General features: G+C 64.8%; 20 protein-coding genes and 1 pseudogene. All 21 read left to right on the top strand.

From position 1 onward, the window contains the following. The first annotated feature begins 43 nt into the window (after window positions 1-43). The 21 genes and pseudogenes from tssC to AB3X89_RS16600 all read left to right on the top strand — a co-directional run bounded on the left by tssC (window position 44) and on the right by AB3X89_RS16600 (window position 25,587). On the top strand, window positions 44-1,552 hold the full coding sequence (gene tssC / locus AB3X89_RS16700; protein WP_368584277.1) for a type VI secretion system contractile sheath large subunit: 1,509 nt from the start codon (window positions 44-46) through the stop codon (window positions 1,550-1,552). A gap of 66 nt (window positions 1,553-1,618) precedes the next feature. Further along, a complete protein-coding gene (locus tag AB3X89_RS16695; RefSeq protein WP_368584276.1) occupies window positions 1,619-2,110 on the top strand; it encodes an Hcp family type VI secretion system effector in 492 nt (163 codons plus the stop codon). A 67-nt stretch (window positions 2,111-2,177) separates the two neighbouring features. Beyond that, complete coding sequence (tssE, locus tag AB3X89_RS16690) at window positions 2,178-2,615, top strand: type VI secretion system baseplate subunit TssE (RefSeq protein ID WP_368584275.1); 438 nt, start codon at window positions 2,178-2,180, stop codon at window positions 2,613-2,615. 19 nt (window positions 2,616-2,634) lie between these two features. Next, window positions 2,635-4,392: a type VI secretion system baseplate subunit TssF gene (gene tssF, locus AB3X89_RS16685; RefSeq protein WP_368584274.1), complete on the top strand. Its 1,758-nt coding sequence runs from the start codon at window positions 2,635-2,637 to the stop codon at window positions 4,390-4,392. Continuing rightward, window positions 4,347-5,441, top strand: coding sequence for a type VI secretion system baseplate subunit TssG (tssG, locus tag AB3X89_RS16680; protein ID WP_368584273.1), 1,095 nt, complete (start codon window positions 4,347-4,349; stop codon window positions 5,439-5,441). The genes tssF and tssG overlap by 46 nt, the downstream gene beginning before the upstream one ends. A gap of 11 nt (window positions 5,442-5,452) precedes the next feature. Next, window positions 5,453-8,185 carry a type VI secretion system ATPase TssH gene (gene tssH, locus AB3X89_RS16675; protein WP_368584272.1) on the top strand — a complete coding sequence of 911 codons (2,733 nt, stop codon included), beginning with the start codon at window positions 5,453-5,455 and terminating at the stop codon, window positions 8,183-8,185. 4 nt (window positions 8,186-8,189) lie between these two features. After that, on the top strand, window positions 8,190-10,112 hold the full coding sequence (tssI, locus tag AB3X89_RS16670) for a type VI secretion system tip protein TssI/VgrG (RefSeq protein WP_368584271.1): 1,923 nt from the start codon (window positions 8,190-8,192) through the stop codon (window positions 10,110-10,112). 7 nt (window positions 10,113-10,119) lie between these two features. Then, complete coding sequence (locus tag AB3X89_RS16665) at window positions 10,120-10,851, top strand: toxin-antitoxin system YwqK family antitoxin (RefSeq protein WP_368584270.1); 732 nt, start codon at window positions 10,120-10,122, stop codon at window positions 10,849-10,851. Between the two features lie 2 nt (window positions 10,852-10,853). Beyond that, entirely contained in the window at window positions 10,854-11,240 is a 387-nt protein-coding gene (locus AB3X89_RS16660; RefSeq protein WP_368584269.1) for a DUF4280 domain-containing protein, read from the top strand. Between the two features lie 13 nt (window positions 11,241-11,253). Further along, the gene (locus AB3X89_RS16655) at window positions 11,254-11,496 is read left to right on the top strand and encodes a hypothetical protein (RefSeq protein WP_368584268.1); all 243 of its coding nucleotides are present in this window, start codon (window positions 11,254-11,256) and stop codon (window positions 11,494-11,496) included. A gap of 13 nt (window positions 11,497-11,509) precedes the next feature. Next, window positions 11,510-12,496, top strand: coding sequence for a substrate-binding periplasmic protein (locus tag AB3X89_RS16650; protein WP_368584267.1), 987 nt, complete (start codon window positions 11,510-11,512; stop codon window positions 12,494-12,496). 36 nt (window positions 12,497-12,532) lie between these two features. Beyond that, a complete protein-coding gene (locus AB3X89_RS16645; protein ID WP_368584266.1) occupies window positions 12,533-13,807 on the top strand; it encodes a dicarboxylate/amino acid:cation symporter in 1,275 nt (424 codons plus the stop codon). Between the two features lie 8 nt (window positions 13,808-13,815). Next, complete coding sequence (locus AB3X89_RS16640) at window positions 13,816-14,517, top strand: aspartate/glutamate racemase family protein (protein WP_368584265.1); 702 nt, start codon at window positions 13,816-13,818, stop codon at window positions 14,515-14,517. Further along, entirely contained in the window at window positions 14,514-15,938 is a 1,425-nt protein-coding gene (locus AB3X89_RS16635) for a dicarboxylate/amino acid:cation symporter (protein WP_368584264.1), read from the top strand. Before AB3X89_RS16640 ends, AB3X89_RS16635 begins: the two co-directional genes overlap by 4 nt. Continuing rightward, window positions 15,935-16,435 carry a hypothetical protein gene (locus tag AB3X89_RS16630; RefSeq protein ID WP_368584263.1) on the top strand — a complete coding sequence of 167 codons (501 nt, stop codon included), beginning with the start codon at window positions 15,935-15,937 and terminating at the stop codon, window positions 16,433-16,435. Before AB3X89_RS16635 ends, AB3X89_RS16630 begins: the two co-directional genes overlap by 4 nt. Further along, a complete protein-coding gene (gene tssK / locus AB3X89_RS16625; protein ID WP_368584262.1) occupies window positions 16,432-17,766 on the top strand; it encodes a type VI secretion system baseplate subunit TssK in 1,335 nt (444 codons plus the stop codon). Before AB3X89_RS16630 ends, tssK begins: the two co-directional genes overlap by 4 nt. 52 nt (window positions 17,767-17,818) lie before the next feature. Beyond that, window positions 17,819-18,571, top strand: a complete 753-nt coding sequence (locus AB3X89_RS16620; RefSeq protein ID WP_368584261.1) for a DotU family type IV/VI secretion system protein — start codon at window positions 17,819-17,821, stop codon at window positions 18,569-18,571. A gap of 67 nt (window positions 18,572-18,638) precedes the next feature. Next, window positions 18,639-22,824 (top strand): annotated as a pseudogene (locus AB3X89_RS16615) (type VI secretion protein IcmF/TssM N-terminal domain-containing protein). Beyond that, entirely contained in the window at window positions 22,821-23,963 is a 1,143-nt protein-coding gene (gene tssA, locus AB3X89_RS16610; protein ID WP_368584260.1) for a type VI secretion system protein TssA, read from the top strand. The pseudogene AB3X89_RS16615 and the gene tssA overlap by 4 nt, the downstream one beginning before the upstream one ends. 66 nt (window positions 23,964-24,029) lie before the next feature. Continuing rightward, the gene (locus tag AB3X89_RS16605; RefSeq protein WP_368584259.1) at window positions 24,030-24,926 is read left to right on the top strand and encodes a hypothetical protein; all 897 of its coding nucleotides are present in this window, start codon (window positions 24,030-24,032) and stop codon (window positions 24,924-24,926) included. Between the two features lie 91 nt (window positions 24,927-25,017). Continuing rightward, window positions 25,018-25,587, top strand: a complete 570-nt coding sequence (locus tag AB3X89_RS16600) for a hypothetical protein (RefSeq protein ID WP_368584258.1) — start codon at window positions 25,018-25,020, stop codon at window positions 25,585-25,587. The last annotated feature ends 453 nt before the right edge of the window (window positions 25,588-26,040 follow it).

Raw genomic sequence — 26,040 nt, 5'->3', positions numbered from 1 at the left:
AACGCCCAGTTGTGGGCGCAATGAACTTTCAAAGGTGATTCACATGGAAAGCACTACTGCAGCCGGCGCAGCCGGTAGCGAAGCCCAGACCCTCGAGGCGTCGGCAGGCGCCGAGTTGAGCCTGCTCGAGCGCATCGTTCACGAAGGCAACATGGCCGTCGAGCCATCGCAAAGCGGCTACGCGAAGCAACTGATCGGCCAGCTCGCGTCACAGATCCTCGACGAAGGCATGCGCACGAGCCCGGACAAGAGCGTCGTCGCGATGATCAATGAGCGCGTCGCCGAGATCGACAAGCTGCTCTCGGATCAGCTCAACGCGATCATGCACGACGAAGCGTTCCAGACGCTCGAAGCGTCGTGGACCGGCCTGCACGACATGGTCTATGGCACGGAAACGGGCCCGCGCCTGAAGCTGCGTCTCCTGAACGTGACGAAGAAGGACCTGCTCAAGGACCTCGAAACCGCAGTCGATCACGACATGAGCGCACTCTTCAAGAAGATCTACGAAGAGGAATACGGCACGTTCGGTGGCCATCCGTTCTCGATGCTGATTGGCGATTACTCGTTCGGTCGTCATCCGCAGGACATCGCACTGCTGGAGCGCATCTCGAAGGTAGCCGCTGCGGCGCATGCGCCGTTCATTGCGGCCGCAGCCCCGAGCCTGTTCGACCTGAAGTCGTTCACGGACCTCGGTGTGACGCGCGACCTGTCGAAAACCTTTGAGAGTGCCGAACTTGCCGGCTGGCGTTCCTTCCGCGACTCGGAAGATTCGCGCTATGTGTCGCTGGTGCTGCCTTCGTACGCAGCGCGCCTGCCGTATGGCGCGAAGACGAAGCCCGTCGAGAACTTCAACTTCGAAGAAGACGTCGACGGTAGCGATCACAGCAAGTACCTGTGGGCCAACTCCGCCTACCAGCTCGGTCTGCGCATTACCGACGCATTCGCGAAGTACAGCTGGGCGACCTCCATTCGCGGCGTCGAAGGCGGCGGCAAAGTGGAGAACATGGTCGCGCACGCGTACAAGACCGACGAAGGCGATGTCGTCCTCAAGTGCCCGACGGAAGTGACGATTACCGACCGTCGCGAGAAAGAGCTGAATGACCTTGGCTTTATTGCGCTCGTCAACTCGAAGGGCTCGAACTTCGCGACGTTCTTCGGCGGTCAGACGACCAACCGCCCGAAGCTCTACAACAAGGACGCCGCCAACGCGAACTCGCAGCTTTCGGCGCGTTTGCCATACGTTCTCGCGGCCTCACGCTTCGCGCACTATCTGAAAGTGATGATGCGTGACAAGGTGGGAAGCTTCCAGTCTCGCGGCGATGTCGAGGCGTATCTGAACAACTGGATCGCGGACTACGTGTTGATCAATCCGTCGGCTTCGCACGAACAGAAGGCGCGCTTCCCGCTTGGCGAGGCACGCGTGGACGTGACGGAGGTGCAGGGCAAGCCGGGCGCTTATCGCGCGACCTGCTTCCTGAAGCCCCATTTCCAGATGGAAGAACTGACGGCGTCGATCCGTCTCGTCGCGGAACTGCCGGCAGCGGCGGCCTGATGATCGTGTGTGCGGCGCAAGCCGCACACACGAGATGAATTGATCACCTATTGAGAAGAGACAGCTATGGATACCGTTCTGCTGCAGATTAAGGACATCAAGGGTAATTCGACACTGGAGGGCGCGACCGAACATATCGTCCTGTATTCGTACTCGCTCGGCGTCACGATGCAGATGAACAACGACGTGGGCCGCACGGAACGTACGCTCGGTCGTCCGAACTTCATGGAATTTAACGTCAACAAGGCGACCGACCAGTCCACGCCGGCGCTTTACGCAGCTTGCGCCGGGGGCACGAAGCTCGGGGAGGCCAAGATTTCGATCGGGCGCAACGAAAACAGCAAGTTCATGCCGCTGATCGAGTACACGCTCAGCGACGCCATGATCTCGGCGATCACGACTTCGGGCTCCGGCGAATCGCAGGATAACGTGACGATCAACTTCTCGAAGATCACGACCACGTACACGCAGCAAAACGTCGACTCGACGAAGAAGGGTACCGCGTCGTTCGGCTGGGATCTGGCCGCGAACAAGGCGATCACGGTGTCGGCTTCCTGATTCTCAACTGCGCACCGCCGGCGGAGTCTGGAGCTTTTCGGTCGGTGATACCCGGAGCATTTGCTTGATGCCCGCAATCGTAAGCGGTTCACCGATGCCATTGTTCGATCGCCTCGCCGCCAGCGGCGAGGCGCAGCTACCCGGCGCAGACGGGCTGCGGGCGTCGATCGCGCGCGAACTCACGCGGCTGCTCAATACGCGCTCCCGTTTGACGTTCGACGAATTTGCCGAAAGCGACGGGAGCGTGATCGATTACGGCGTACCCGATTTTTCGGACCGGTCGCTGCATTCGGGACCGGACCGCGATCTGATAGCCGCAGCGATCGGGCGGGCTATTGCGCTGTTCGAGCCGCGCCTCGCCAATGTCGAGGTTGCGTTTGCCTTTTCCGCTGCGCACGTGCAGCGGGCAATCCTGACCATCAGTGCTCAAATGCGTGCTGGCCAAAGCGTTACGCACGTGGCGTTCGAGCTGGCCGACAACGGTCATACGCTCGTCGCGGCGTGAGGCAAGCACTCAAGCTCACATGCCGGCCGACGACATCCTTCAATACTACAAACGCGAGCTTTCGTACCTGCGTCTGCAAGGTGCGGAGTTCGCGCGTCGCTACCCGAAAATCGCTTCGCGTCTCGCGCTGCACGGCACCGAGTCGCTCGACCCGCATACTGAGCGTCTCGTCGAGGCCACCGCATTTCTCGCCGCGCGCGTGCATCGCGATCTCGATCAGGAGTTTCCGCAGGTCGCTTCAGCGTTGCTCCAGAACGTGTGCCCGACGCTCGTGCAACCCGTGCCGTCGATGACGGTCGCGCAGTTCGAACTCGATCCGACCCAAGGCAAGGTGACGGCCGGTTTTGCCGTGCCGCGCCACACGGGCTTGCAGGCGCGCACGGAAACGGGCGACGCGTGTCGCTTTCGCACCGCATGGGATACGGTGCTGTGGCCGCTTTGTGTCCGCCATGCTGCGTTCGGCGAAGACGCCACGCTGCGTCTCACGCTGGAATGCGCGGAGGGCGTCGACTTCGCGGAGCTGGAAATCAGGCAGCTTCGCCTGCACCTCCACGGCGACTGGATGGTGACGATGCCGCTCTACGAACTGCTGGTGTCGGGTGTAACGGACGTCTCGGTGCGTCCGGAAGGCGCGCGGGCGCCGTCGTTGCTGCCCGCGCGCGCGTGGCGCGAAGTCGGCTATGGCGAAGCGGACGACGTGCTACCGCGCCCACCCCATGCGCAGCCCGCATATGCGCTGATGCAGGAATACTTCGCGTTTCCGCGCAAGTTTCATTTTTTCGATCTGCACCATCTCGAAGGGCGTCTCGGCAAGGGCCGCCGTTGCGAGATCGTGCTGCACCTGAACCGCACTCCGCGCGGTCTCGGCATGCTGCACGCGGGGCATTTCCAGCTCGGCTGCGCGCCCGTTATCAACCTGTTCTCGCAGACGAGCGAGCCGATCGTCGTGGATCACCGTCACTACGAGTACCGCCTGGTCGCGGATCAGCGGCGCGAGTCGATCACGGAGATTCACTCGATCGAGTCCGTCGTCGCGTCGCATCCGACTCTTGGGGCCGAGGCGGCGGTGCCGTGCTTTTCGGCCATCGATCACGTCGAGGCCGATGGCAACACCGTGTTCTGGTCCGCGCGCCGGGAACATAGCCTGCGAGAGAACGTGCAGGGCACGGACATGTTCCTGAGCTTTGTCGATTCGGCCAACGTGCTAGCCGATCCCGGCGCACCCGTGATCTACGCGAACGTGCTGTGCACGAATCGCCGTCTTGCCGAACAGGTGCCAGTGGGCGCGCGCATGCTGATCGAGAAGGTCTCGCAGAACGTGCGCGTGCGCTGTCTTTACGAGCCGACCGCTCAGCGCAGCCCCGCACTCGGCAGTGAAACGCTGTGGCGGCTGATCTCGCTGCTCACGCTCAACTATCACTCGCTCGTGAGCGGCGCGACGGGCCGCGCACAGCTGCAGGAAATGCTGCGGCTGTTCGCTTCCGACAGCACGCGCGAGCAGGACCAGATTCGCGGCATCCGCAGCGTGGAGGCGCGCAGCGCGACCGCGCATGTCGGCAGCGACGCGTGGCGCGGCTATTGCCGCGGCACCGAGGTCGTCGTCGAGTTCGATCCCGAGAACTTCGTGGGCGGCTCGCCGCTGCTGCTGGGGGCCGTGCTCGCGCGCTTCTTCGCGATGTATACGTCGGTCAATTCCTTTGTACGGCTGCTGGTGCGCCGTGGAGACGAGATATGGAAGCAATGGGAGCCGATGACAGGCTGCCAGCAGCTGCTCTGATCGCGCGTCTCAAGGCGAATCCGCAGCGCTTCGATCTGTTCCAGGCGATCAGTCTGCTGGAGCGAGCCGCGCCGTGGGCGCGCGCGCTCGGCCGCGGCAATGGGCTAGGCGAAGCCGTCCGCCTCACCGGCCACGTCTCGCTTGCATTCGAGCCGAGCGACGTCCACAGCGTGCGCGAGAAGACGGCGGCGCAACCGGACGGCATGCCCGCTGGCACCAGTGTGTCGTACGCGCCGCGCGCAACCTGGACATTGTCCACGCCCGTGCTTACGCTCGCGGGCGCCAACGGCCCGTTGCCAATGGCGTACACCGAACTCGTGCTGGAGCGCCGCGCACAGCGCGACACGGCGACGGCGGACCTGCTCGACATCTTCAATCATCGCTTTCTGTCGTTCCTGTATCGCAGTCGCAAGAAGCACGCGCCCGGGCTGAACTGGCGCTCGCCACACGCGAGCGCGATCGCGGCCTCTCTCGACGCGCTCAGCAATCTGGGCCTGCGCGACGGCATACGCGGCCCGCGTGACGCGCGCCTTTGGTTGCGCCACACAGGTTTGCTGAGCGCCGCGCCACGCTCGATGACGGGCCTCATCGCGATGCTTGCCGACCGGCTCGGGCTCGAAGTGCGCGGCGCGCAATTCGTCGGCGGCTGGCGCGAGGTCGACAGCGCCGACTCGCTGCGCCTCGGGCGCGCGGGCTCGGCGCGGCTCACCGGTGTGGCCGTGCTCGGGCGTCGCACGTGGGACCAGGCGAGCGGCATCTGCCTCGAATTCCCCGGCCTGAGCAGGGCGCGCTTCGAGGCGCTGTTGCCCGGCGGCGCGGATCACGCGCTCGCCGCGTGGCTCATTCGCGCGTATCTGCAGCAGGATTTCGACGTGCAGTTCGTGCTGCACCTTGCGTCGCAAACCACCGCCTGCGAAGTCGGTGGGCGGCGCGCGTCCCGCCTCGGCTGGACGACGTGGCTGGGCGGCTCGCGCCATACCCCTCACGCACCGGCACCGGTGCGCCTCGCGCTGCGCGAGGCCGCCGCGCCCGCGACGAAGGTTCACTAAGGAATCCGCGCATGGATATCGATATTCGCACGCTGTTGAGCCGCCTGAATCCGGAATGCAAGCTCGCGATGGAACAGGCCGCGCAGCTGTGCGTGCGACAGACGCATTACAACGTCGACGTCGAGCATCTGCTGCTCACGCTGCTGGAATCCGATGCGCCGGACCTCAAGGCCATTCTTGCGCACTTCGCCGTCAAGCCCGAAACGCTGAGCGCGCAGCTGCAGAAGACCGTTGATGGATTCAAGCGCGGCAATGGCCGCACGCCGGCGCTTTCGCCGAACTTTTCGCCGCTCTTCCAGGAAGCGTGGCTGCTCAGCTCGATGCTGCTCGGTGAGCAACAGATCCGCTCGGGCACGCTCGTTCTCGCGCTGCTCGAAGTCGACACTCTGCGCGGCATGCTGCTCGAATCGGCCCCGGCGCTCCTCAACTTCCCGCGCGCGGCCCTGCGCGACCGGCTCGCGGCGATTCTCGCGGGCTCGTCCGAAGATGCGGGCGGCTCGCACATGCCCGGCCAGGACTCCGAAGCGGCGCAGCCTGGCGCGGCGTCCGCGTCTGCATCGTCTGTGGCGCGAGAGGCGGGTGCGATGCCGAACATCGCGGGCGGCGCTGGCGGGAGCGGCCGCAAGTCGGCGCTGGAGCTGTACACCGTCGACATGACCGGCCTCGCGCGCGAAGGCAAGATCGATCCGATTCGCGGACGCGACGCCGAAATCCGCCAGTTGATCGACGTGCTGCTGCGCCGCCGCCAGAACAACCCGATCCTCACGGGCGAGGCGGGCGTGGGCAAAACGGCCGTCGTGGAGGGTTTCGCACAGCGCATCGTGCAGGGCGACGTGCCGCCTGCGCTCGTCAACGTGTCGGTGCGCTCGCTCGATCTTGCGCTGCTGCAGGCGGGCGCGGGCGTGAAGGGCGAGTTCGAGAACCGGCTCAAGTCGGTGATTGCGGAAGTGAAGGCGTCGCCGGTCCCGGTGATCCTGTTCATCGACGAGGCGCATCAGCTGATCGGCGCGGGCGGCAGCGAGGGCCAGGGCGACGCGGCCAACCTGCTCAAGCCGGCGCTCGCGCGCGGCGAGCTGCGCACGATCGCCGCGACCACGTGGGCCGAGTACAAGAAATACGTGGAACGCGATCCGGCGCTCGCGCGGCGCTTCCAGGTGGTCAAGGTCGAGGAGCCAAGCGAGGCCGTCGCGATCGACATGCTGCGCGGCATGGTGCAGAAGCTCGAAGAGCACCACGGCGTGGAAATCCTCGACGACGCGGTGCGCGACGCCGTGAAGCTTTCGCATCGCTACATCTCCGGGCGCCAGTTGCCGGACAAGGCGATCAGCGTGCTCGACACGGCGTGCGCCCGCGTGGCGATCGGCCAAAGCGGCACGCCCGAGGAAATCGAGGCGCTTGGCCGCACGATCGAAGCGGCCGAGCACCAGCTTCGCATCCTGCGCCACGAGGCGGCCACGGGCGCCGATCGTGCTGACGCCATCGCTGTGACTACGAAGCAGCTCGACGACGCGCGCGCGCAGCGCTCGCGCCTCACCGACAAGCTCGCCACCGAAAAGCGCGCAGTGGAAGAGATCCTCGCGTGGCGCAAGAAGATCCGCGGCTATCTGTCGGACCCGGACAGCGCGGCCGATGGCGAGGATGCCGCATCGCTCGCGGTCAATCTCTCGCGCCTCGAAAAAGGCCTCGAAGCCATGCAGAACGACGAGCCGATGGTGCCCGTATGCGTGGACTCGGAGACGGTCGCCCAGGTCATTTCGGGCTGGACCGGCATCCCCGTTGGCCGCATGCTCGCCGACGAGCTGCACACCGTGCTGTATCTGCAGGACAAGCTTGCCGAGCGCGTAGTCGGCCAGGACGAAGCGCTCGACGCGATCGCGCGGCGCGTGCGCACGTTCCGCGCCGATCTCGACGATCCGGGCAAGCCGGTCGGTGTGTTCCTGCTCGTCGGGCCGAGCGGCGTGGGCAAGACCGAGACAGCGTGCGCGCTCGCGGACATGCTGTACGGCGGCGAGCGCAACATGATCACCGTGAACATGTCGGAGTTTCAGGAGGCGCACAGCGTGTCCGGGCTCAAGGGCGCGCCGCCGGGATATGTCGGCTACGGACGTGGCGGCGTGCTCACCGAGGCCGTGCGCCGCCGTCCGTATAGCGTCGTGCTGCTCGACGAAATGGAGAAGGCGCACCCCGACGTGCTCGAGCTGTTCTTCCAGGTGTTCGACAAGGGCGTGATGGAAGACGGCGAAGGCGTGCCGATCGACTTCAAGAACACGCTCATTCTGCTGACCTCGAACGCCGCGCAGGATGTCATCACCGAAGCGAGCCGGGGCGGCCGCCGCCCGCCGCCCGACGAGTTGATCGAGAAGCTGCGCCCAGCGCTGCTGCGGCAGTTCAGTCCGGCTTTTCTGGGCCGGCTCGTGCTCGTGCCTTACTACCACCTCGGCGACGCGCAGATCAGCGCGATTGTGAACCTGAAGCTCGAACGGCTCGCGCAGCGCTTCGAGCGCAACCATCACGCTGGCCTCACGTGGGACGAAGACGTGGCCACGCTGATCGCGCAGCGCTGCAAGGAAGTGGACAGCGGCGCGCGCAACGTGGACCACATCCTCACGCAGTCGGTGCTGCCGGAGCTCGCGCGCCAGGTCCTCGAGCGCATTTCGATTTCCGAACCATTTGGCGGCGTGCATCTCGCGCTGACGCCGGCCGGCGCGATCGAGTTCCGCTTCCTGTCCAGCGAGGAGGCGTAAGCGCATGTCGACGCCCAGTCAGTCGAACTGGTTTGCATCGGTCTCGACGCCGTTCGGCGCGGACGTGCTGTTGCTCGACGGTTTTGGGGGCCATGAAGCGATCTCGGAGCTATTCAGCTTCGATCTGCGGATGCGTTCGACTAACAAGGCGCTCGATTCCGACGAGATCGTCGGCAAAAACCTGACGGTGACGCTCAAGGACCAGAGCGGTGTCGCAAGATATTTCAACGGCATCGTGACGCGCTTCGCACACGCGGGAGCGGACGCGCAGCACGGCTTCTATTCGGCGGAGCTTGCGCCGCGCCTCTGGTTGCTCACGCTCGGGCGAGACCGCGTGATCTGGCAGAACCAGTCGGCGCTCGACATCATCAAGAGCGTGCTGGGCACCTTCGGCGTCACCTTCGAGGACCGCACGAAGAGCAGCAGCGCCTATGGCGTGCGCGAATACTGCGTTCAGTACGATGAAAGCGCCTTTCACTTCATCTCGCGGCTGATGGAAGAGGAAGGTGTGTTCTATTTCTTCACGTTCGCGGACGGTGCGCACACGATGGTGCTCGCCGACGACCCTTCCGCTCACGACGCAACCCCGGCCGGCGACCTGTATTTCGCCGCCGACGCGAATACCGCCAGCAGCGCGAAGCGACTCGATTCGTTCGCGATGGCGCGGGGGGTCATACCCGGCGAGCACATCGTCAGCGACTACGACTACACCAAGCCTTCGACGATGATTTCATCGTCGAAGGGTTCGTCGAGCTTGCCGACCGGCGCGCGCTATACGTTTCCCGGCCGTGTCGCCACGGCCGGGCAGGCGACCCATCTATCGACCATGCAACTCGAGGCGCACAACGTCACGCAGCAGGTCGGGCAGGGCGCCAGCGGGTACTACGGCCTCGCCGCCGGCACCACCTTCACGCTCGGCGGGCATCCGGACAGTTCGCTCAACGTGAGCTATGTCGCGCGCTCGGTGCGGCATACGGCTTCGAATACCGCCTACAGCAACGAGTTCGAGGTCTTTCCTGTCACCGTGCCGTTTCGCGCGCCGCTCGCGACGCCCCGGCCACTCGTGGCGGGCACGCACACCGCGAAAGTGGTCGGCTCCACCGATGAGGAAATCTGGACGGACGCGCAAGGCCGCATCAAGGTCAAGTTCCACTGGGACCGCACAGAAGAGGCCGACCAGAACAGCTCCTGCTGGGTGCGCGTGGCGCAGTCGGTGGCCGGGCCGGGCTGGGGACACCTGTTCCTGCCGCGCGTGGGGCAGGAAGTCGTCGTGAGCTATGTGGATGGAGACCCCGACCGGCCGCTCGTCACCGGGTGTGTCTACAACGGAGAGAACGCGCCGCCCGTCACGCTGCCGGCGAACCAGACGCAGAGCGTGATGCGCTCACGCTCATCGAAGAAAGGCACGGCGGGCAACGAGATTCGCATGGAGGACAAGCTCGATTCGGAAGAGTTGTACTTCCACGCGCAGAAGGATATGACCGTCGAGGTCGAGAACGCTGTTTCGACCACCGTGAAGGCCGGCGACGAAACGCACACCGTGACGCAGGGCAATCGCACGATCTCGGTGAGCAAGGGCAACGAGTCGCACACGGTGAAGGGCACACGCACGCTCGATGTGACAGGCGACGAAACGCACACGAATCACGCGAAGTTCACGCATAGCGTGACGGGCGATCACGCGCATACCGTCAACGGCAATTACACGCTGAAGGTGGGTGGCAATCTGGTCATCGAGGTGACCGGCTCGGTCAGTATCAAGGCCGGCTCATCGTTCGCGAGCGAAGCCGGCACCACGCACACGAGCAAGGCCACGACCACGCTGAGCACCGAGGGCATGACGATTTCGCACAAGGCCTCGGCGCAGCAGACGGTCGACGGCGGCGGTCAGCTCGCGCTCAAGGGCGGCATTGTCCAGCTCAATTGAGAACGCCATGTCCGCACCTATGCCTGTTATCGCCGTGTTGTCCGTCGCCGGGTCCGCCGAGGCCGTCCAGCCGACGGTGGTCGAGACGCACGATGCCGCGGGCCGCATCCTGAGCCGCGCCGAGCTCGTCAACGGCGTGCCGCACGGCGAGAGCGTGCAGTACGCCCCCAACGGAAGTGCGCTGCTGCGCGCGAGCTACGCATTCGGCCTGCTCGACGGCATGTTGCGAACGTTCGACGCGCAGGGGCGGCCCGTGCAGGAAGCGCAGTACCGCATGGGCCAGCTCGATGGCGCAATGTCGGTGTATCAGGACGGGCGCCTCGCGGGCAGGCAGCAATACGTGGCCGGCGTGCTGCACGGCGAGAGCACGACGTACGCACCCTCCGGTCTCGTGACGTCGCGCATGACCTACGAGGCTGGCAAGCTCGAACGCGATGCGCTCTTCCTGCATGACGGCGTGGTGATACGACGCGCGCGCTTTGCGAAAGGCAGGCTCGACGGCGAGACGCGCGAGTATGCCGCCGACGGCACGCTCGCGCAGAGCCTGCCGTACCAGGCGGACCTGCTGCATGGCACCGCACGCCGTTACGCACCCGACGGGACCGCGACACACGAGCGCGTCTATCGCCTGGGCAAGCCGCAAGGCGACTGGCGAGCGCTCGACGCACCCGCGGCGAACGGCGACGCCGCGCGTGGGCCGCGCATCGTCAAGCAACTGGAAAAGTGGGTGAGAGGGTAGACATGGGAATTCAGGTGACTTCGGGCGCAACGCTCCAGTGCAGCTTCGGCGCCGCGCCCGCGACGCTGCAGGTGTTGCCGCTCAACCGCGTGATGGCGGGTGCGCCGGCGGCGAACATCATGGACTCCAAGCCGTTCGTCAACATCATGCCGTTCGGGCAATGCAGCTCGATGGCCAATCCCATGGTGGCCGCTGCCACGGCCGCGGCATTGGGCGCGCTCACGCCGATGCCATGCGTGCCCGCGACGGTCGCGCCGTGGGCGCCGGGCTCGCCGACGGTCACGATCGGCGCGATGCCTGCGCTGCAGAACTCCTCAAAGCTGATGTGTATGTGGGCCGGCGTCATCCAGGTCGTCGCACCCGCGCAATTCACCACGCTAACCGCCTGAGGGCGAGACAGATATGCAATACGTTTTTTCGATGACTTCGCGCATGGTGACGATCGCCGTGAGCTGCGCGCTCCTGCTATGCGTGCTGCTGTTCCTGCTCGGTATGGAGATCGGCGCTCGCATGAACCGCCCGCCCGCGCAGAGCGCCGCGGCCGTCGTCGTTTCCGTCGCGCCGCAGTCCGGCGCAGCCGCCCAGGCGTCGCTCGACACAGGCGATCTGGCCGTTGCACCCGCACCCGCTTCTTCGACTCCTTGAGACCGCCAATTCCATGTCGTCTTTCTTTTTCGCTTTTCTGTCCAATGACGTGCGCGGCTCGCGAACCGCCTTCAAGATCGGCGCCGTGTGGCGCCGGATCGGCGCATCGCTGGCTGGCGCCGCGCTTGCCGTCGCAGCCGGTACCGCTGCCGCGACGCCGGCTAGCCCGAGCGCGCCCGTCGTCGCGAACGCAATCGCGGCCCCGGCCCCGGCGAGTGTGCCCGTCACCACCTCGACCGGTCTCGTCCAGATGCCCGATGGCCGCCTGCTCGCGCCCGAGTTTGCTCGCATCATCGGCCGCGGCGAACTGGTGGTTGCAGTGCTGAGCGTGGACCAGCCGCCGTTCTTCGAGGAGCGCAACAGCAAGCTAGAAGGCCTCGACATCGATCTCGCGCGCGAAATGGCGAGCAAGCTCCACGTGAAAGTGCGTTTCAACCGCGACGCCCATACCTTCGACGACGTCGTGAGCCTGCTCGCGCGTGGGCAGGCCGACATCGCGGTGAGCAAACTGTCGCGCACGCTCACGCGTGCGACGGTGATCGCATTCAGCTCGCCTTACCTGCGCTTGAATCGTGCGCTGCTGCTCAACCGCGTGAAGTTCGCGCAACTCGCGCACGGCCGCTCGGTGCCCGAAGTCGTGCGCTCGTTCGACAGCACTATCGGCGTAGTGGCGAACTCGTCGTACGCAGGCTACGTCGTGAACAATTTCCCGCATGCCCAGGTGCGCAGCTATCCGACCTGGGACGATGTACTCAAGGCGCTCAACGCGGGCGAAATCACGGCGGCCTATCGCGACGAATTCGAAGTCAAGCGCGTGCTCAAGGTCGATCCGACCGCTTCGCTGCGCCTGCGTGTAGTGACGCTGCAGGATCTGGAAGACACGCTCGCGATCGGCGTCAACGTGAACGACCCGGCCCTGCTTTCGTTCGTCAACCAGTTTCTTGCCGAGCGCAGCGTCAAGCTCGACGTGAGCGCGGTTCTCCAGGCCGCGGACCACTAATCCAAAAACAGTGCGAAACAGCACGAGAGAGACCACATGAATTCCAGCAGGATTTACGCATTCGTTCTCAACCCTTGGGTGGTGATCGGCAGTCTCGCGCTTGGCGGCGCGTTTGGCCTGTTTCTGCCGGAACTGGCGCAAAAGCTCGGCTTCATCGGCGACATCTACGTTGACCTGCTGAAGATGACGACATTGCCGTTCATGATCTCCGCGGTGATTTTCAGCCTGCAGAGGCTCTTTCGCGATGGCGGCACGTCGCGGCTGCTCATGCGCGTGATCTCCGTGTTCCTCGGCGCATCGGCGACGGTCGCCGTGGTCGGTGCGATCGTGCTGCTCGTCATGCACCCGGGCGCCAACATCTCCACGGCGACGATGCAGACCTTCGGCCTGATGGTTGGCAACGACACTTCATCGAGCGACACGGTCATGAACCTCTATGGCGCCGATCTCCCGGCCAAGTCGCTGAGTTTGTCCGACGTGCTGGCGAGCCTTGTGCCCACCAACATCTTCGCGGCGCTCGCCAACGGCGACGCGCTGAAGGCGCTCGTGTTCGCGCTGCTGTTCGGCCTGGCAGTGGGCCGTGTGCCGGAGCGGATCTCGGTGGGCCTGAGCCAGTCGCTCGAAACCATCTATCACGCGTGCCAGAAGCTCATGCACTGGCTGAGCTACCCGCTGCCGCTGATTCTCTTTTGCATGAGCGCGGCCCAGCTCGGCAAGTCGGGCGTGGGCCCCCTGCATGCGATGCTGCAGTTCGTGCTGGCGTTCTTCGTCGCTTCGGCGCTGCTGCTAGTGCTCGCGGCCGTCATCATCTGGAAGCGTTCGAGCCACAGCCTCGCCAAAACCCTCGACGCGCTGCGCGCGCCGTTCGCGCTCGCGCTCGCCACGCGCAACAGCGCGGCCTGCATGCCGAGCATGATCGAGAGCCTGGTGGACGGGTTGGGTTTCGCGCGCTCACGCGTCGAACTGCTCGTGCCGCTCACGATCTCGCTGTTGCGCGTGGGACCGATGGTCTACTACGTGTGCGCGACGCTCTTCATCGCGCAGCTCTACGGGCATTCGCTCGGGTTGGTCGAGGTGGTGACGGTGCTGCTCGCCTCCGTGCTCGCGGGCTTCGCGTCGGCGGGCATGACGGGTCTCGTGACCGTCTCTCTCGTGGGCATGACGTGCGCTTATCTGCGCCTGCCGTTCGAGGCCGCATTCATCCTGTTTCTCGCCGTCGATCCGATTTGCGACATGCTGCGCACGCTCGTGCTCGTGATCGGCAATGCGGCGGCTGTTTCCGTGATCTGCCCGCGTCCGCTCAAGATCTAGGAGCCTCAATGGCAATGATCGGCATTCTTGGCGGCATGGGGCCGCTTGCGACCGTCGACTTCATGGACAAGATCGTGCGCCTGACCCATGCGAACAGCGACCAGGAGCATCTGCCGCTGCTGGTGGCGAACCTGCCGCACATCGAGGACCGCTCGAGCGCGATCATCGACGGCGGCGCCGATCCGCTGCCGGCGCTGCTCGACGGCATCGATCTGCTGAACCAGAACGGCGTGGGGCTGATTGCGATTCCGTGCAACTCGGCACATCACTGGTATGAACCGATGCGCGCGCGCAGCAAGGCGCCGGTTCTGCACATCGCGCAGACGTGCGTGGCGGCCGTGCCGCGCGCGGCGCGCCGCGTGGCATTACTCGCCACCGGCGGCGCGCTCGTTTCGGGCTTCTACCAGCAGGCGCTGACCGATCTCGACATCGAGCCCGTGCTGCCAGATGCATCGATGCAGTTGCGCGTCGCGGCCTGCATCCGCGAGGTGAAGGCGGGCAAGCTCGATGCGGCCCGCGCCCACCTCGAAGACGTGCTGATGGCGCTCGCCAGTCGGGGTGTGGACACGGCGCTCATGGCCTGCACCGAGATTCCGCTGGCGGCTCAGCACATCGCGTCGCCTCCTCTCGTCCTCATCGACAGCTCGCTCGAACTCGCGCGCGCCACCGTAAAATACGGGTGCGAGCGCGGCTGGAACCGTCCCGCATGAAAGCACTGCATATGCTCTCGCAGAGTACGCTCGGACTGATCGTCTGCCTCGCGGCGGGCGGCCTGTGCGGCGTGTTCGCCGAACCGGCGGGCGCGGCCGCGTACTTTGTCGGGCAACTGTATCTCTCTGTCGTCAACATGGCGGCGATTCCGCTGCTGGTCGTCGCGACGTTTTTTGGGCTGCGCCAGGTGATTGCGCTGCCGCGTCCGCGCACACGGGTGGGCACCATCATGCTGCTCGCGCTCGCCCTCGTGGTGTTGAGCGGGATCGGCGGCACGCTGATCGGCGTGCTCGCCATGCCCGGTCAGCATCTGTCAGCCGACGCGCATGCGCATCTCGGCGAACTCGTGCGCAAGAGCGCGAGCGCGGACGAAGTGCGGGTCGCGCTGTTCGACCGCGGCGCGAGCAGCGCCAGCGCCGGGTCGCGCCTCATCGGCGTTGACGATATCTTTCCCGACAACTTCTATCGCGTGCTGGCGCAGGGCCATTCGCTCGGCATTCTGACCGGCACGATCCTGTTCGGCCTCGCGTTCGCGGCGCTCTCGCGCGAGCAGACGCGCATGCTGAGCAGCGTGTTCGAAGGCGTCTACCGTGCGCTGGAAACCATCATTGCGCAGGCGAACCTGCTGATTCCGGTGCTGGTGTTCGGCGTTGCCGCGCATCTCACGTCGCACACGCAGGCGGTGACGCTCGAAGCGATGAGCAGCTTCCTGCTGTGCTTCGCACTCTCGGCTCTCGTGCTCGCGATGCTCGCGCTCGCGACCATCGCGGCGCGCGCCAGGCAGCCGCTGCTGCAAGTGCTGAGCGGACTGAAGGCGCCGCTGCTGATCGGCCTGACCTCGGGCAGTGCGACCGCGCCGATTCCGCACACGATCGAGGCGATGAGTGAGCGCCTTGGTTTCAGCCGTGGAGTGGCGGAACTCGTGGTGCCGTTCGGCTCGGTGTTCGTGCGCGCGGGCTCGGCGCTCTATTACGCGCTGGCGACGGTATTCGTCGCCAATCTCTACGAGCGGCCGCTCGGAGCTGGCGAAATCGCGCTCGTGTGTGCCGCGGCCGTCGTGGCGGCCTTCGTTTCGGCGGGGCAGAGCGGTGTGGCTGCGGTGGGGTACACGGGCGTGGTGCTGTCGATGCTGCATCTGCCCGCCGAGGCGGCGGCCGTGCTGTTCGTGTCCGTTGATCTGATCTGTGAAGGGCCGCGCAACGTGCTGAGCCTGCTTGCGGTTTGCACGGTGATCGCACTGGTGTCCGCCGGATTGCCTTCCGAGCGTCAGGTAGCCGTGCAGGTGCAAGGCGGCGCCGCGGGGTTGAGCCCCGTGCTGCGTTTCACGTTCACGCGCGGGCAACTCGCGCTGGCGGCGGGCTGCGCGGTGATGGTGGCCTCGCTGATATTGCTGATGGGAATCGGAGTAGGAGCGAGATGAAGAAGGTGGGATTGCGTTTGCGCGCACGGCTCGCGCGCGGTGCGGCCGTGTTGCTGGCGGCCTCGGGGGTCGCCCTCGCGGTCGGCGGCTGCAGCATGCTCGGCTTGAGCGGCGAGAAGGCGAAATGGTCGCAAGTGACCTTCACCGCCAGTGACGACGTCAACAACAACAGCCCCGTCGCCGTCGATGTCGTGCTCGTCAGCGACCCCGCGATGCTCGCGCGGCTCGCCGAGATGCCGGCGTCGAAATGGTTCACGGCGCGCGACGACCTCGTGAAAACGTATCCGAAGAACCTGCGCTATCGAAGCTGGGAGATCGTGCCGGGCCTGCATCTGGACGTGAGCGGCGACGCATTCGAGGGCTCGCGTGTGGCGGGCGCGTTCGTGTTCGCCAACTATCAGGACCCGGGCGCCCATCGCGCGCGGATCGAGCATTTCAGCGGCCACATGGTGGTGCAGCTGGGCAGCAACAACCTTACCGTCGTGGATTCGAAATGATGCATGACCGCAACATGGCAGTACCCGAGCGGATCGAGTGGTTCGAGGGCATGTTGCTCTCGCCCCAGCATTTTCAGCAGATGGCGTCGCGCACCGATGCGCTCGTGGCGTGGCAGACGCTCGCGGCGGCGCCGTTCAGCTGGGGCGTGCGACGCCTCGTGTTCGACAACGGGCTGCTGCCTGCGGGCCTGCTGCGCGTGCTGGAGCTCGACGCGATTCTGCCCGACGGCACGGCCGTCACCTACCATGCGCAGGCCGCGGGCGCGGAGCGGCTGGAATTGTCGCTGGAGCCGTTCGCCGACGCGCTGTCGAACGGGCCGCTCGACTTCTATCTCGTGCTGCCCGGCGCGTCGACGATGCGGCGAGCGGCGCAGGTCCGGCGCTTTCGCTCGACGTCGGTGGCGCCCGTTGAGGACCTGGTATCCGACGCGCCGCCCGCCGACATTGCGCGCCTCGTCCCAAACCTTGCGCTGGCGGCGGGCGAGTTGCCGTCCGCGATGCACGTGTGGCTGCGGCTTGGCTCGCTCTACAAGGACAATGAAGTGGTGCGGCTAGGCGAACACCAGCCGCCGCTCCTCGAAGTCGCCCGTGACAATCCACTGTGGACGAGCGTGGCCTCGCTGCTGGGTCAGTTGCGAGGCAAGGCAGCATTCGTCGCGCGACAGACCGCGAATCCTTCGTCGCGGGTCGACGATCGTCTCACGCAACTGGAGCTGAAGGACCGCTTGCGCAGTCTGCTGAGCGCGCTGCCGCTTGCCGAAGCGGTGCTGCGCACGCCGCATCTGCATCCGCTTGCGCTGTATCACGCGCTGGCCGCACTCAACGGTTCGCTCGCCATGCTCAAGCCCGGTGGTCTACCGCCCGTGCCGCCCGACTACGATCACGGCGATCCGCTCTCGGTGTTCACGCCTTTGCTGCGCTCGCTGCGCGAGTCGATGTCGGAGGTGAACGAGGAGCATCGCGAGCACAAGTTCGAATTCCGCCATGGCGCGTTCGAAATCACGCTGCATCCGGACTGGATCGGCGAACGGCTCGTCGTGGGCCTGCGTGGCCAGTCCGATCGCGACCTGCTCGCGTGGATGGACGGCGCGGTGATCGGCTCGCAGTCGGTCTATGCCTCGCTGCGCAGCCGCCGGGTGCTGGGCGCGGCCCGGCGCGGCATTGACTATGCGGAAGATCTCGGTTTGCGCTCAGGCTCGGGCTACCTGCTGTTCGAGGTCGCGGCGGAGGCCGCGCTCGTGCTCGCGAGCGAAACACTTGTGATCGGAAATCCCAACGAAGGCACGAGCGCGCAGCGGCCGCAGGAAATGCTGCTGTTCGTGAAGGGATGATGCAAGCAACGATGACTGCAATGAAGACGTTAAACGCGAAGGCACGCTGAGCATGGCACGCATCCGACCAGAAGCAGAAGAAGACGATCTCGTGACGGAGCAGTTCCGCACCTTCCTCGATGAGCTAATGATGGCTCAGGCGCGCTTCTCCGAGCTGCCCGACGCAGACCCGGATCTCGCCGCGCAGGGGTTGAGCCGTCACCTGCTGAACCTGCTGGAGATCCAGACGCTGCAATCGCGGCGTGACAGTACGCGCTTCGAAATGGAGATCGTCGCGGACGCGCGCTATCTGAAGGCCGTGCTCGCCGACGAAATCCTGCTGAATACGCCGTGGGCTGGACGGGAGCGCTGGACCGCGTATCTGCTCGAATCGACGTTGTTTCGCACCAACGTGGCGGGCGACCTCGTGTTCCGCCGCATCGAACAACTTCTGTCCGAGCGCGAAACATCGCGCCGCAGCATCGCGCGCCTTTATCTGTTCTCGCTCGCGATGGGCTTCCAGGGCCGCTTTCGCGGTGCCGATGCCGCCGAGCGCCTGCGCAGCTACCGCGAGGAACTCTACGAGTTCGTCTATCAACGCCGCGCCGATCTGGGCGGCCGCGACCGCGTGCTTTCCGAGATCGCCTATGCGAACACGCTCTCACACGTCGCGCCGCGCAAGCTGCCGACCGTGAGCCGCTGGGCCATGATTTTTATGCTGGTGGCCGTGTCGCTGCTGGCGATTTCCGAGGTGCTCTGGCTGTGGCAGTCGTGGCCCGTGCGCGAAGCCCTGCATGCCGACCCGGTGACGGGGGTGAACCGATGAAGCCGAATCATGCGATGCCAGCGCGTGCAATGACGTCGTCGAACCTGTTTTTCGTGGGGGCGCGTTCATGCTGACGAGCAACCTGTTCCTGCTTTCCATCGCGGTGCTGACGCTCGTTGCGTGCGCGGTGCTCGGCGCGGTGATTTACTTCGCGTTGCATGGCTCGCACACGAAGCCCACCGCGGAGCGCAAGATCGTGCGCCTGCGCTCGGATTCACTGCGTAGCGCCTTCCGCCAGGCCGTTGAACTGATCGAAGGCAACATCGCCACGCGCGCCGAGCGCTACAACATTCCGTGGATCATGATCCTCAACGAGGGCGACGATCCGCGTCCGCTGCCAATCGCCCAGGCGGGCGTGGCGAGCGTCCTCGGCGCCGACGCGGCGAGCCCCGCGGCCACGCAGGGCATCTCGTGGCACTTCTTCGATCGCGGCATCGTGGTGGACATCAAGGCGGCCTATCTGGGCTCGCCAGACGATGATGGCGACGGCAAGCCATGGGACGAATTTCTGAGCCTGTGCCGCAATTATCGCCAGCAGCGTCCGTTCGACTCGGTGGTGATCACGGTGCCGGCCGCCACTCTGCTGGCTGACGACACCGATGCACGCCTCGAGCTCGTACGCCATGCGAAGCTCGCGCATCGCCGCCTGTGGCTCGCGCAGAACCGCTTTGCGATGCGCTTTGCCGTGTACGTGGTCGTGACCGGCTGCGAGTCGTTACCAGGTTTCGCAACGTTCGCTCGCGCGCTGCCCGAGCCGCTGCGCGCGAGCATGCTCGGCTGGTCTTCGCCTTTCGATCTCTCGACCACCTATCAGCCAGGCTGGGTCGACACGGCGATGAACAGCATCATGCGCTCGGTCTCGGACGCGAGCGCCGAGTTGTTCGCGCTCGATTCGTCGCACCTCGACGCGCGCCAGTTCCTGCAACTGCCCTCGCGCATCGACGCGATGCGCGCTCAGCTCCAGCTCTACGTCGACGAGCTGCTGCGTGCGAGCGCGTACCACGAGCCGTTCTTCTTCCGCGGCATTTACCTGACCGGAGACGCGAGCGAATTCGCGCAGTGGAGCGTGGCGCAGGCCACCAAGCCGATGGTGGAGGGCGACGAACTGCCCGCGCTCGAAGCGCCGTCCGGCGAGTCGCACGACGCGCTGCCGGCGTATGTGGGGAGCGCGCCTCTCCATGCAGCGGAAAACGCTGATAGCACGCAGATGGGCGACGGCCGGCGCGAGCCTGGCGGCCAGTTCAACGATCTGATGCTGCAGCCGGCATTTCTGCGCGATCTGTTCGAGAAAAAGATCTTCCTCGAATACGGCCTCACGCGGCCGTCCCGTTCGCAGCACCTCACGCGTCCCGTGCTCAATCGAGCACTACGCTGGGGCGGCATCGCTCTGCTGGGAGGCTGGGCGCTCGGGCTCGTCATCGCGACCGTGCAGCTAAGTCATCGCAACGGCGAGCTGGTCGCGGCCCTTGGCGCGCTGCGGCGCGACTCGGCTGAGCGGGCGAACGCCGCACAGCAAGGCCAGGACCTGCCCGCCGACTGGTATCGCCGCAAGGCGCTCGCGCTGATCGCGATGAACCAGAACCTCAGGACGAGCAGCGGCTGGACGATCTTCATGCCGGGCTCGTGGGGCTTCGTCGATGACCTGAACGCACGCGTGAAGGATCGCTTCGAGCGCGAGTTCGGCGAGATCGCCGTTGCCGCACTGGAGCGCGAAATGTACGCGCACGTCAGCCAGCTCACGGGCGTGGGGCGGGATCCAAGTTCGGGCCAGCTCATCATCGGCGACGACTGCACGGCGCCCGATGCCGGCCGCGTCGGCGCGCCGCTCGGCCTTGCGCTCGACGATCTGCCGCAGATGCACGCCCTCCAGCTCTATGTGCACAACGTCGATCAACTCGACGCCGCGCTGCAGGCGCTGCAGCGATTGCAGCAACCGGCGGCCGACAACGCGGACTCGTTGCGGCTCGTGGTGCGCTACGCGCTCGGCGCGGACCTTCAGGGCAACGTGGCAGGCAGCGTGCCTTACTTCTACCGCGATCAGGACCGCCGCAGCGTGACCGGCAACGGTACGGCCGGCGTCAATCTCGCGGCCGTGCAGCAGGCGCTGCGCTGCACGCTCGACAAGGGCGCGCAGCAACTCGACGCCGCCTTGTTCACGGGCAATCCGCTGCTGGTCGCCGAGCGCGCCATCTCCGATCGACTGGGCGGCCTGACCGTAGCCGACTCGGGCGCAGGCGACTTCACGAAGCTCACGGACGGCTATCGCGCGGTGGTGGCAGGGATCGACACGCAGCGCGACTTGCTCGCTTCGGGCAAGGGCGGATGGATTCACCAGACGCAGTTCACCCCGGGGCCGACGTACGACCGCACGCTCGCGCACGTGGCGCAGAGCCGCCTGCTCGGCACTGACCTCGCGACGCAGATTCGCCATCGCGACGAGAGCGCTTTCCAGGCCTTTCGCAGCGAGTTTTCGCTGCGCTTTGGCAGTGCGGATAGCGGCATCGTCTGGATCGACAAGGACGCGCGCTATAACATCTCGCCGGGCCGGGCCGCATTGCGCGACGGCCTGTCGGGGCTGTTGAGTCAGCCGTTCATGGTCGCGCCGCGCAACCGTGAATTGCCCACCCTTGCCGACGGCTCGACGATCGTGTGGGACCGCGCGCAGCTCGACCAGGCGCTCCGACGTGCGCAAGCGTTTCCTCGCCGAGGGTCTTGCGAATCTGCCGGCGGCGGCGCGTCCCGGCATCGAGACCGCACTCGATCTCCAGTTCGCGCGTTTGATTCTCGACCAGACCGCAGCGGCCGCAAACGTGACCACCGCGCCGGCCGATGTCGACAGCGCGGCGTTCGAGGCGGCGCGCATGCGACTCGCGCGGATCGAGGCGCTGCTTACCGAGCTTCACGCGAACGCGCAACTGGAGGATATCGACACGCTCGCCTCGAACGACGCGATGGCGCACCTGCGCCGCGTGGACGACGCGCTCACGCAATCCGAGCTGTACGCGACGCGCCAGGAGGCGAGTGCCGACAGTTCGCACAGCGCGCGCTCGCCGATTCTCGCGGCGTTCGGCGTGGCCGACGCGGCCGCCCTCGCGCCGTATCTCGACCAGCAGTCGTCGCGCGCGCTGATGCTCGGCAAGCAGGCTTCGGTGTATCTCGCCGCGCTCAATGCGAGCGACGCCGCATCGCCGCTCGCGCAGCGCTGGCAGGCAATCAACCGCGACCTGGAGCGCTACCGCCTGAAGAACCCGAACAGCAGCCTGTTGCGTCTCGAACAATTCGCGCTCTCGGTGGCGGCCGATCCCGGGCCGGCGGGCTGCATGTCGAAGTTCACCGGCCGGCCGACCACGAACGGCGGTGATGACTACTTCGCCACGCTGCACGCACGGCTGTACGATCGCCTGCTCGCGCGTTGCAACCAGGGTTATGTGTTCGACATGCGTCGGCAGTGGGGCAATTTCGCCACGGCGTTCAACGAGAGCGTGGCAGGGCGCATGCCGTTCGACAACGGCGACATGCTGCGCGTGGCCACGCGCAATACCGGCATGCCGGGGGTGGCCGACTTCGGCGAACTGGGGCAGGTGCTCAAGCGCTACGAGCCGGTCTCGGAGACGTTCCATGCGTCGGGTGCGGGAGCGTCGTCGGCGATGACGAACTACAAGGTGCGCCAGTTCATCGAGAACTTCGATCAAGTGAAGACGCTGCTCGCGCCGCTTTATCCGTCCGACGATGGAGCGGCCACCGGTTACGACGTGAACGTCGAGTTTCGCGCGAACCGGAACGGCGAAGTCGCGGCGAACCAGATCATCGACTGGACGCTCACCATCGGCTCGCAAAGCCTGTCGATGAATGACGCCCCGCACGCGCTGCACTGGGACTTCGGCACGCCGGTCTCGCTCGTGCTGCGCTTCGCGAAGGACTCGCCGCTGGCGGCGGCAGAGGACGCGCAGCAGCGCGCCTACTCGACCGATGGGCGCACGCTCACCTGGCAGTTCTCCGATCCGTGGGCGCTCATCACGTTCATCAACCGCCAGCGCGCGGCGGACGCCAGCGGTCGCGGCGAACGCGCTTCGCAACTGTTGAAAATCGAGTTCCCGCTGGGCACGGCGAACCCCGTCGACCTTTCGTTATTGCCAAAGCAGGCCCATGGGCGCGTGTATTTGCGCATCGCGCTGATGCCCGCCGGCAAGAAAACACCGCTGCCGTGGCCGGGCAGTTTCCCGGTGCGCGCGCCGGAATGGAGCGCACTATGAAACAGGCATTTCCTATGGAAGTCGAGCCGGGCCTCAACGTGGATTTCGACGCGCTGTTGGCGCCCGTTCCCGGTAGTGAAGACGGCGCAGGCGTTTCCCTGCGCTATGACCCGGTGTACCAGCAGATCCGCGAAGCGCGACACCAGGATGACGCGAGCGTGCCAATGGGCGAATGGGAGCGCCCGCTCGTCAAGGCCGACTGGAAGCGCGTCGCGGCGCTGAGCAGCGACGCCCTCGCGATGCGCAGCAAGGACTTTCAGCTCGCGGCGTGGCTGTGCGAGGCATGGACGAATTTGCATGGTGTCGAAGGCCTGATGACTGGCACACGCTTGCTGACGGCACTCGCCGAGCGTTACTGGGCAAGTGCATGGCCGATGCTCGAAGCGGGCGATGCCGATGCACGCGTCGCGCCATTCGTCTGGCTCAATGACACGCTCGCTCTCGTGCTGACGCTGCACGTGCCGCTACTTGTCATCGACGAGCGCGAGCCGGCGCAGGTCAATCTCGACGAGTGGCAGCGTGTCGTGCTGGACGGCGGCGATGCCGGGGCGGCAAGCCTCACACGCGAACTCCTCGACAAGCACGTGAAGCGGGGGCGCAACCTTCCCGCGCTCGTATCGCTTCATCAACAACTGGAACTGGCGCGAGCGGCGTGGGGGAATTTCGGGAACCTGCTCGATGAATTTTTGCAGGACGACTCGCCCCATCTTGGCCGGGTCGATGACGTTCTGATGCGTCTGACACGCGCCGTGAGCAGCCTGTGCGGTTCTCAGGCGCTATCCGCCGCGCCGCAGACAATCGCGGCGGACGACGCCGGCAACAACCCCGCGCGTGCGTCGAGCGCGGCTTCACACCTCGCATCGATGGAAAACGCCATGAGCAATGCCACGCTGGAATTACCGTCGCCGAACGCTGCTGTCAGGTCTTCGCCCGCGAGAGTGGAGAGCCGCGCGCAGGCCTATGACCTGATCGAACTCGTGGCCAGTTACCTGGCCGAGCACGAGCCGCATAGCCCGACCCCGTATTTGCTGCGGCGTGCGGTCTCGTGGGGTGCGATGTCTTTGCCGGATCTGATGCGCGAGGTCTTGCGCACCGAAGGAGATACCTCGCGATTCTTTGCGATGCTCGGACTCGAATAATGGATTCATTTTGAATTTTCCGAACACACAACAGTACGTTCATATCAAGCTTGATCGGGGGGTGACATGGCTGAGCGGTTTAACGCAGATCCGTTTGTGCAGGCTGAAGCGGAAGTCAATAACAAAAGCTGGGATGAGCAGATTCTTCATTCAAGGCTCTTTCACAGCACCCGCAGTGCTTTTACCAGCCTCTTTTCGTCAGATAGGGGGTCTGCCGCCAGCAAGGGTATTGGGGCTGCCATTGGCATCGGAAAGTTGTTTCTGTCCCTGATCCCTGTGCCCGTTGTCGGCTCGGTCGCGGGAGCGATCATCGAGGGCGTCAGTGACTTCGCTCGCGGCAAAAGGCTCGAAAGTAACCTCGATGCTGCTAAAGCTGCCGGGGATAAGGCCAACCTGGCGAAATTTGAAATCAAGGATCTGACCGTAGAGAACCTCGACCGGTATCGATGGAAGGTCGCACATGCGTTCGAGTCGCTGAACGGCGGCATCGCGGAGTTCAATAAAAAGCAGCCTGCGGACCGGACCTGCGACGACATTTATGCGATGGCGCTTCTGATTCAACAGGTCGAACGTCGAAATCAAAGACTTCGGGACGAATTGGGGAAATTCAAAACAGCTCTGGATCACGTGGAAGAATGGATCGGAGATCTGGAAAAAAAGCAGTCCGTCGATATGCATAAATTGAAGGAAAGCCTTAAGAAAGGCACCAGCGATACCGTAAAGGAATACGGAGGGCACAAGGGTTCAAACGAGGCCGAGGCCACGAAGATATTGGCGGCGCATGCCACCTGTGAAAAATGGTGCTGCGTCAAGGAAACGGCGAAGTACGATCCCACCAGCTGGCCAAAGCTCAAAAGCAGGCTAGGCGCAGTCTCACTTGCGGCGGCGCCGGTGGCTTTTTCGGCGGTCACGGTTAAGGCTGGCGACTATCGAAACGACTCGAGTAACTCGAGTATGAAATAGGGTACCTGCGGTCATCTACCGAAATGCAACGCCGACAGTGGTCACTAGATACTTATTTTGTGACTGAATCGGCAAAAGACAGGAGGCGAAGATGACTGGCAGGTTATTGAAAGAAGCCGCAACCGCCTCGATTATCTTGGCGTCACTGAGCGGTGTGGTCCAGGCGCAGAGTCACGCATGCACAACCGCGAGCCTGAGGGGCGCATACGGCGTCAAAGTCCACGGAGAGGCGCTCGGCATCCTCACGGGGACCGCACCGAGTCAGATGCTCCACCGGTACGCCACTCCCACTGTTATCGACGGCGTTGCCCTTGCGAAATTTGATGGTGCCGGAGCCGGCACACAGATTGACTATGCCATGCTCAACGGCACAGTCAGGCCGGGCTCGCCGCCCGATTCATTCCAGGACAACGAAACGCTCACATACACCGTGAATGCGGATTGTACTGGCGACCTGCGACTCGACTTTCACAATGGGAGCACGCTTACGCAAAAAATGGTCGTTGTCGACAACGGCAATGAGATCTTTGGTGTCACGAGCGCTCAGCATATAGCTAGCGGCGCGCCCGCGCTTGATGGAACAAAATGTGACATGGGATGCGAAGTCGCCATTCAGGTAAGCACTCATTTCGTCAAGGTCAGCCAGGCGAACCAGCGCTGAAGTCGTTTTACACCTGGCCGTCACAGCTTGCCCCCCGGCATTCGCAAGTGTGAGTGACGCGTGCAGTGGTGCATGCCCGGTGCGTTGCCCACATTGAATGGTCGTCTTATGTGCAGTCGAGATGGCCCATCTCAGCCCGCTGGTTGCTGCCCTAAAAGGCCGGTCGGGGGGCGAGGGCAGCAGTGGGTTGTGCTCGCTCTGGAATTGCGCTCACCTGGCAAATCGGATTTGACGGAGGCTTGCGTAGGAAGGGGCAGTGCGTCGGAAAAAACCGGAAGAGGGGAATATTCCTGGCAGATCTCACGATTCCAGAAAGTTTGCAAATGGAGCATCGATCTCATGTTGCAGGTCTGGCAGCGCTGGGAGCCATCGCTGGACGATGCAGTCTGCGAATGGCGTCTGAATTGGATCTCGCTGAACACATCCCATGCCCATACACTCTCATTAATTTAA

Origin of the sequence: Paraburkholderia sp. BR14320, assembly GCF_040948665.1 — a bacterium.
Classification (GTDB): domain Bacteria; phylum Pseudomonadota; class Gammaproteobacteria; order Burkholderiales; family Burkholderiaceae; genus Paraburkholderia; species Paraburkholderia youngii.
The sequence above is the reverse complement of the archived record's forward strand: the minus strand, read 5'-3'. Positions and strand labels throughout refer to the sequence as shown.

What these genes read in the sequence shown, in the direction of transcription:
- tssC (WP_368584277.1), top strand. Translation starts at nt 44, where the DNA reads ATGGAAAGCACTACTGCAGCCGGCGCAGCCGGTAGCGAAGCCCAGACC.
- AB3X89_RS16695 (WP_368584276.1), top strand. Translation starts at nt 1,619, where the DNA reads ATGGATACCGTTCTGCTGCAGATTAAGGACATCAAGGGTAATTCGACA.
- tssE (WP_368584275.1), top strand. Translation starts at nt 2,178, where the DNA reads ATGCCCGCAATCGTAAGCGGTTCACCGATGCCATTGTTCGATCGCCTC.
- tssF (WP_368584274.1), top strand. Translation starts at nt 2,635, where the DNA reads ATGCCGGCCGACGACATCCTTCAATACTACAAACGCGAGCTTTCGTAC.
- tssG (WP_368584273.1), top strand. Translation starts at nt 4,347, where the DNA reads ATGGAAGCAATGGGAGCCGATGACAGGCTGCCAGCAGCTGCTCTGATC.
- tssH (WP_368584272.1), top strand. Translation starts at nt 5,453, where the DNA reads ATGGATATCGATATTCGCACGCTGTTGAGCCGCCTGAATCCGGAATGC.
- tssI (WP_368584271.1), top strand. Translation starts at nt 8,190, where the DNA reads ATGTCGACGCCCAGTCAGTCGAACTGGTTTGCATCGGTCTCGACGCCG.
- AB3X89_RS16665 (WP_368584270.1), top strand. Translation starts at nt 10,120, where the DNA reads ATGTCCGCACCTATGCCTGTTATCGCCGTGTTGTCCGTCGCCGGGTCC.
- AB3X89_RS16660 (WP_368584269.1), top strand. Translation starts at nt 10,854, where the DNA reads ATGGGAATTCAGGTGACTTCGGGCGCAACGCTCCAGTGCAGCTTCGGC.
- AB3X89_RS16655 (WP_368584268.1), top strand. Translation starts at nt 11,254, where the DNA reads ATGCAATACGTTTTTTCGATGACTTCGCGCATGGTGACGATCGCCGTG.
- AB3X89_RS16650 (WP_368584267.1), top strand. Translation starts at nt 11,510, where the DNA reads ATGTCGTCTTTCTTTTTCGCTTTTCTGTCCAATGACGTGCGCGGCTCG.
- AB3X89_RS16645 (WP_368584266.1), top strand. Translation starts at nt 12,533, where the DNA reads ATGAATTCCAGCAGGATTTACGCATTCGTTCTCAACCCTTGGGTGGTG.
- AB3X89_RS16640 (WP_368584265.1), top strand. Translation starts at nt 13,816, where the DNA reads ATGGCAATGATCGGCATTCTTGGCGGCATGGGGCCGCTTGCGACCGTC.
- AB3X89_RS16635 (WP_368584264.1), top strand. Translation starts at nt 14,514, where the DNA reads ATGAAAGCACTGCATATGCTCTCGCAGAGTACGCTCGGACTGATCGTC.
- AB3X89_RS16630 (WP_368584263.1), top strand. Translation starts at nt 15,935, where the DNA reads ATGAAGAAGGTGGGATTGCGTTTGCGCGCACGGCTCGCGCGCGGTGCG.
- tssK (WP_368584262.1), top strand. Translation starts at nt 16,432, where the DNA reads ATGATGCATGACCGCAACATGGCAGTACCCGAGCGGATCGAGTGGTTC.
- AB3X89_RS16620 (WP_368584261.1), top strand. Translation starts at nt 17,819, where the DNA reads ATGGCACGCATCCGACCAGAAGCAGAAGAAGACGATCTCGTGACGGAG.
- tssA (WP_368584260.1), top strand. Translation starts at nt 22,821, where the DNA reads ATGAAACAGGCATTTCCTATGGAAGTCGAGCCGGGCCTCAACGTGGAT.
- AB3X89_RS16605 (WP_368584259.1), top strand. Translation starts at nt 24,030, where the DNA reads ATGGCTGAGCGGTTTAACGCAGATCCGTTTGTGCAGGCTGAAGCGGAA.
- AB3X89_RS16600 (WP_368584258.1), top strand. Translation starts at nt 25,018, where the DNA reads ATGACTGGCAGGTTATTGAAAGAAGCCGCAACCGCCTCGATTATCTTG.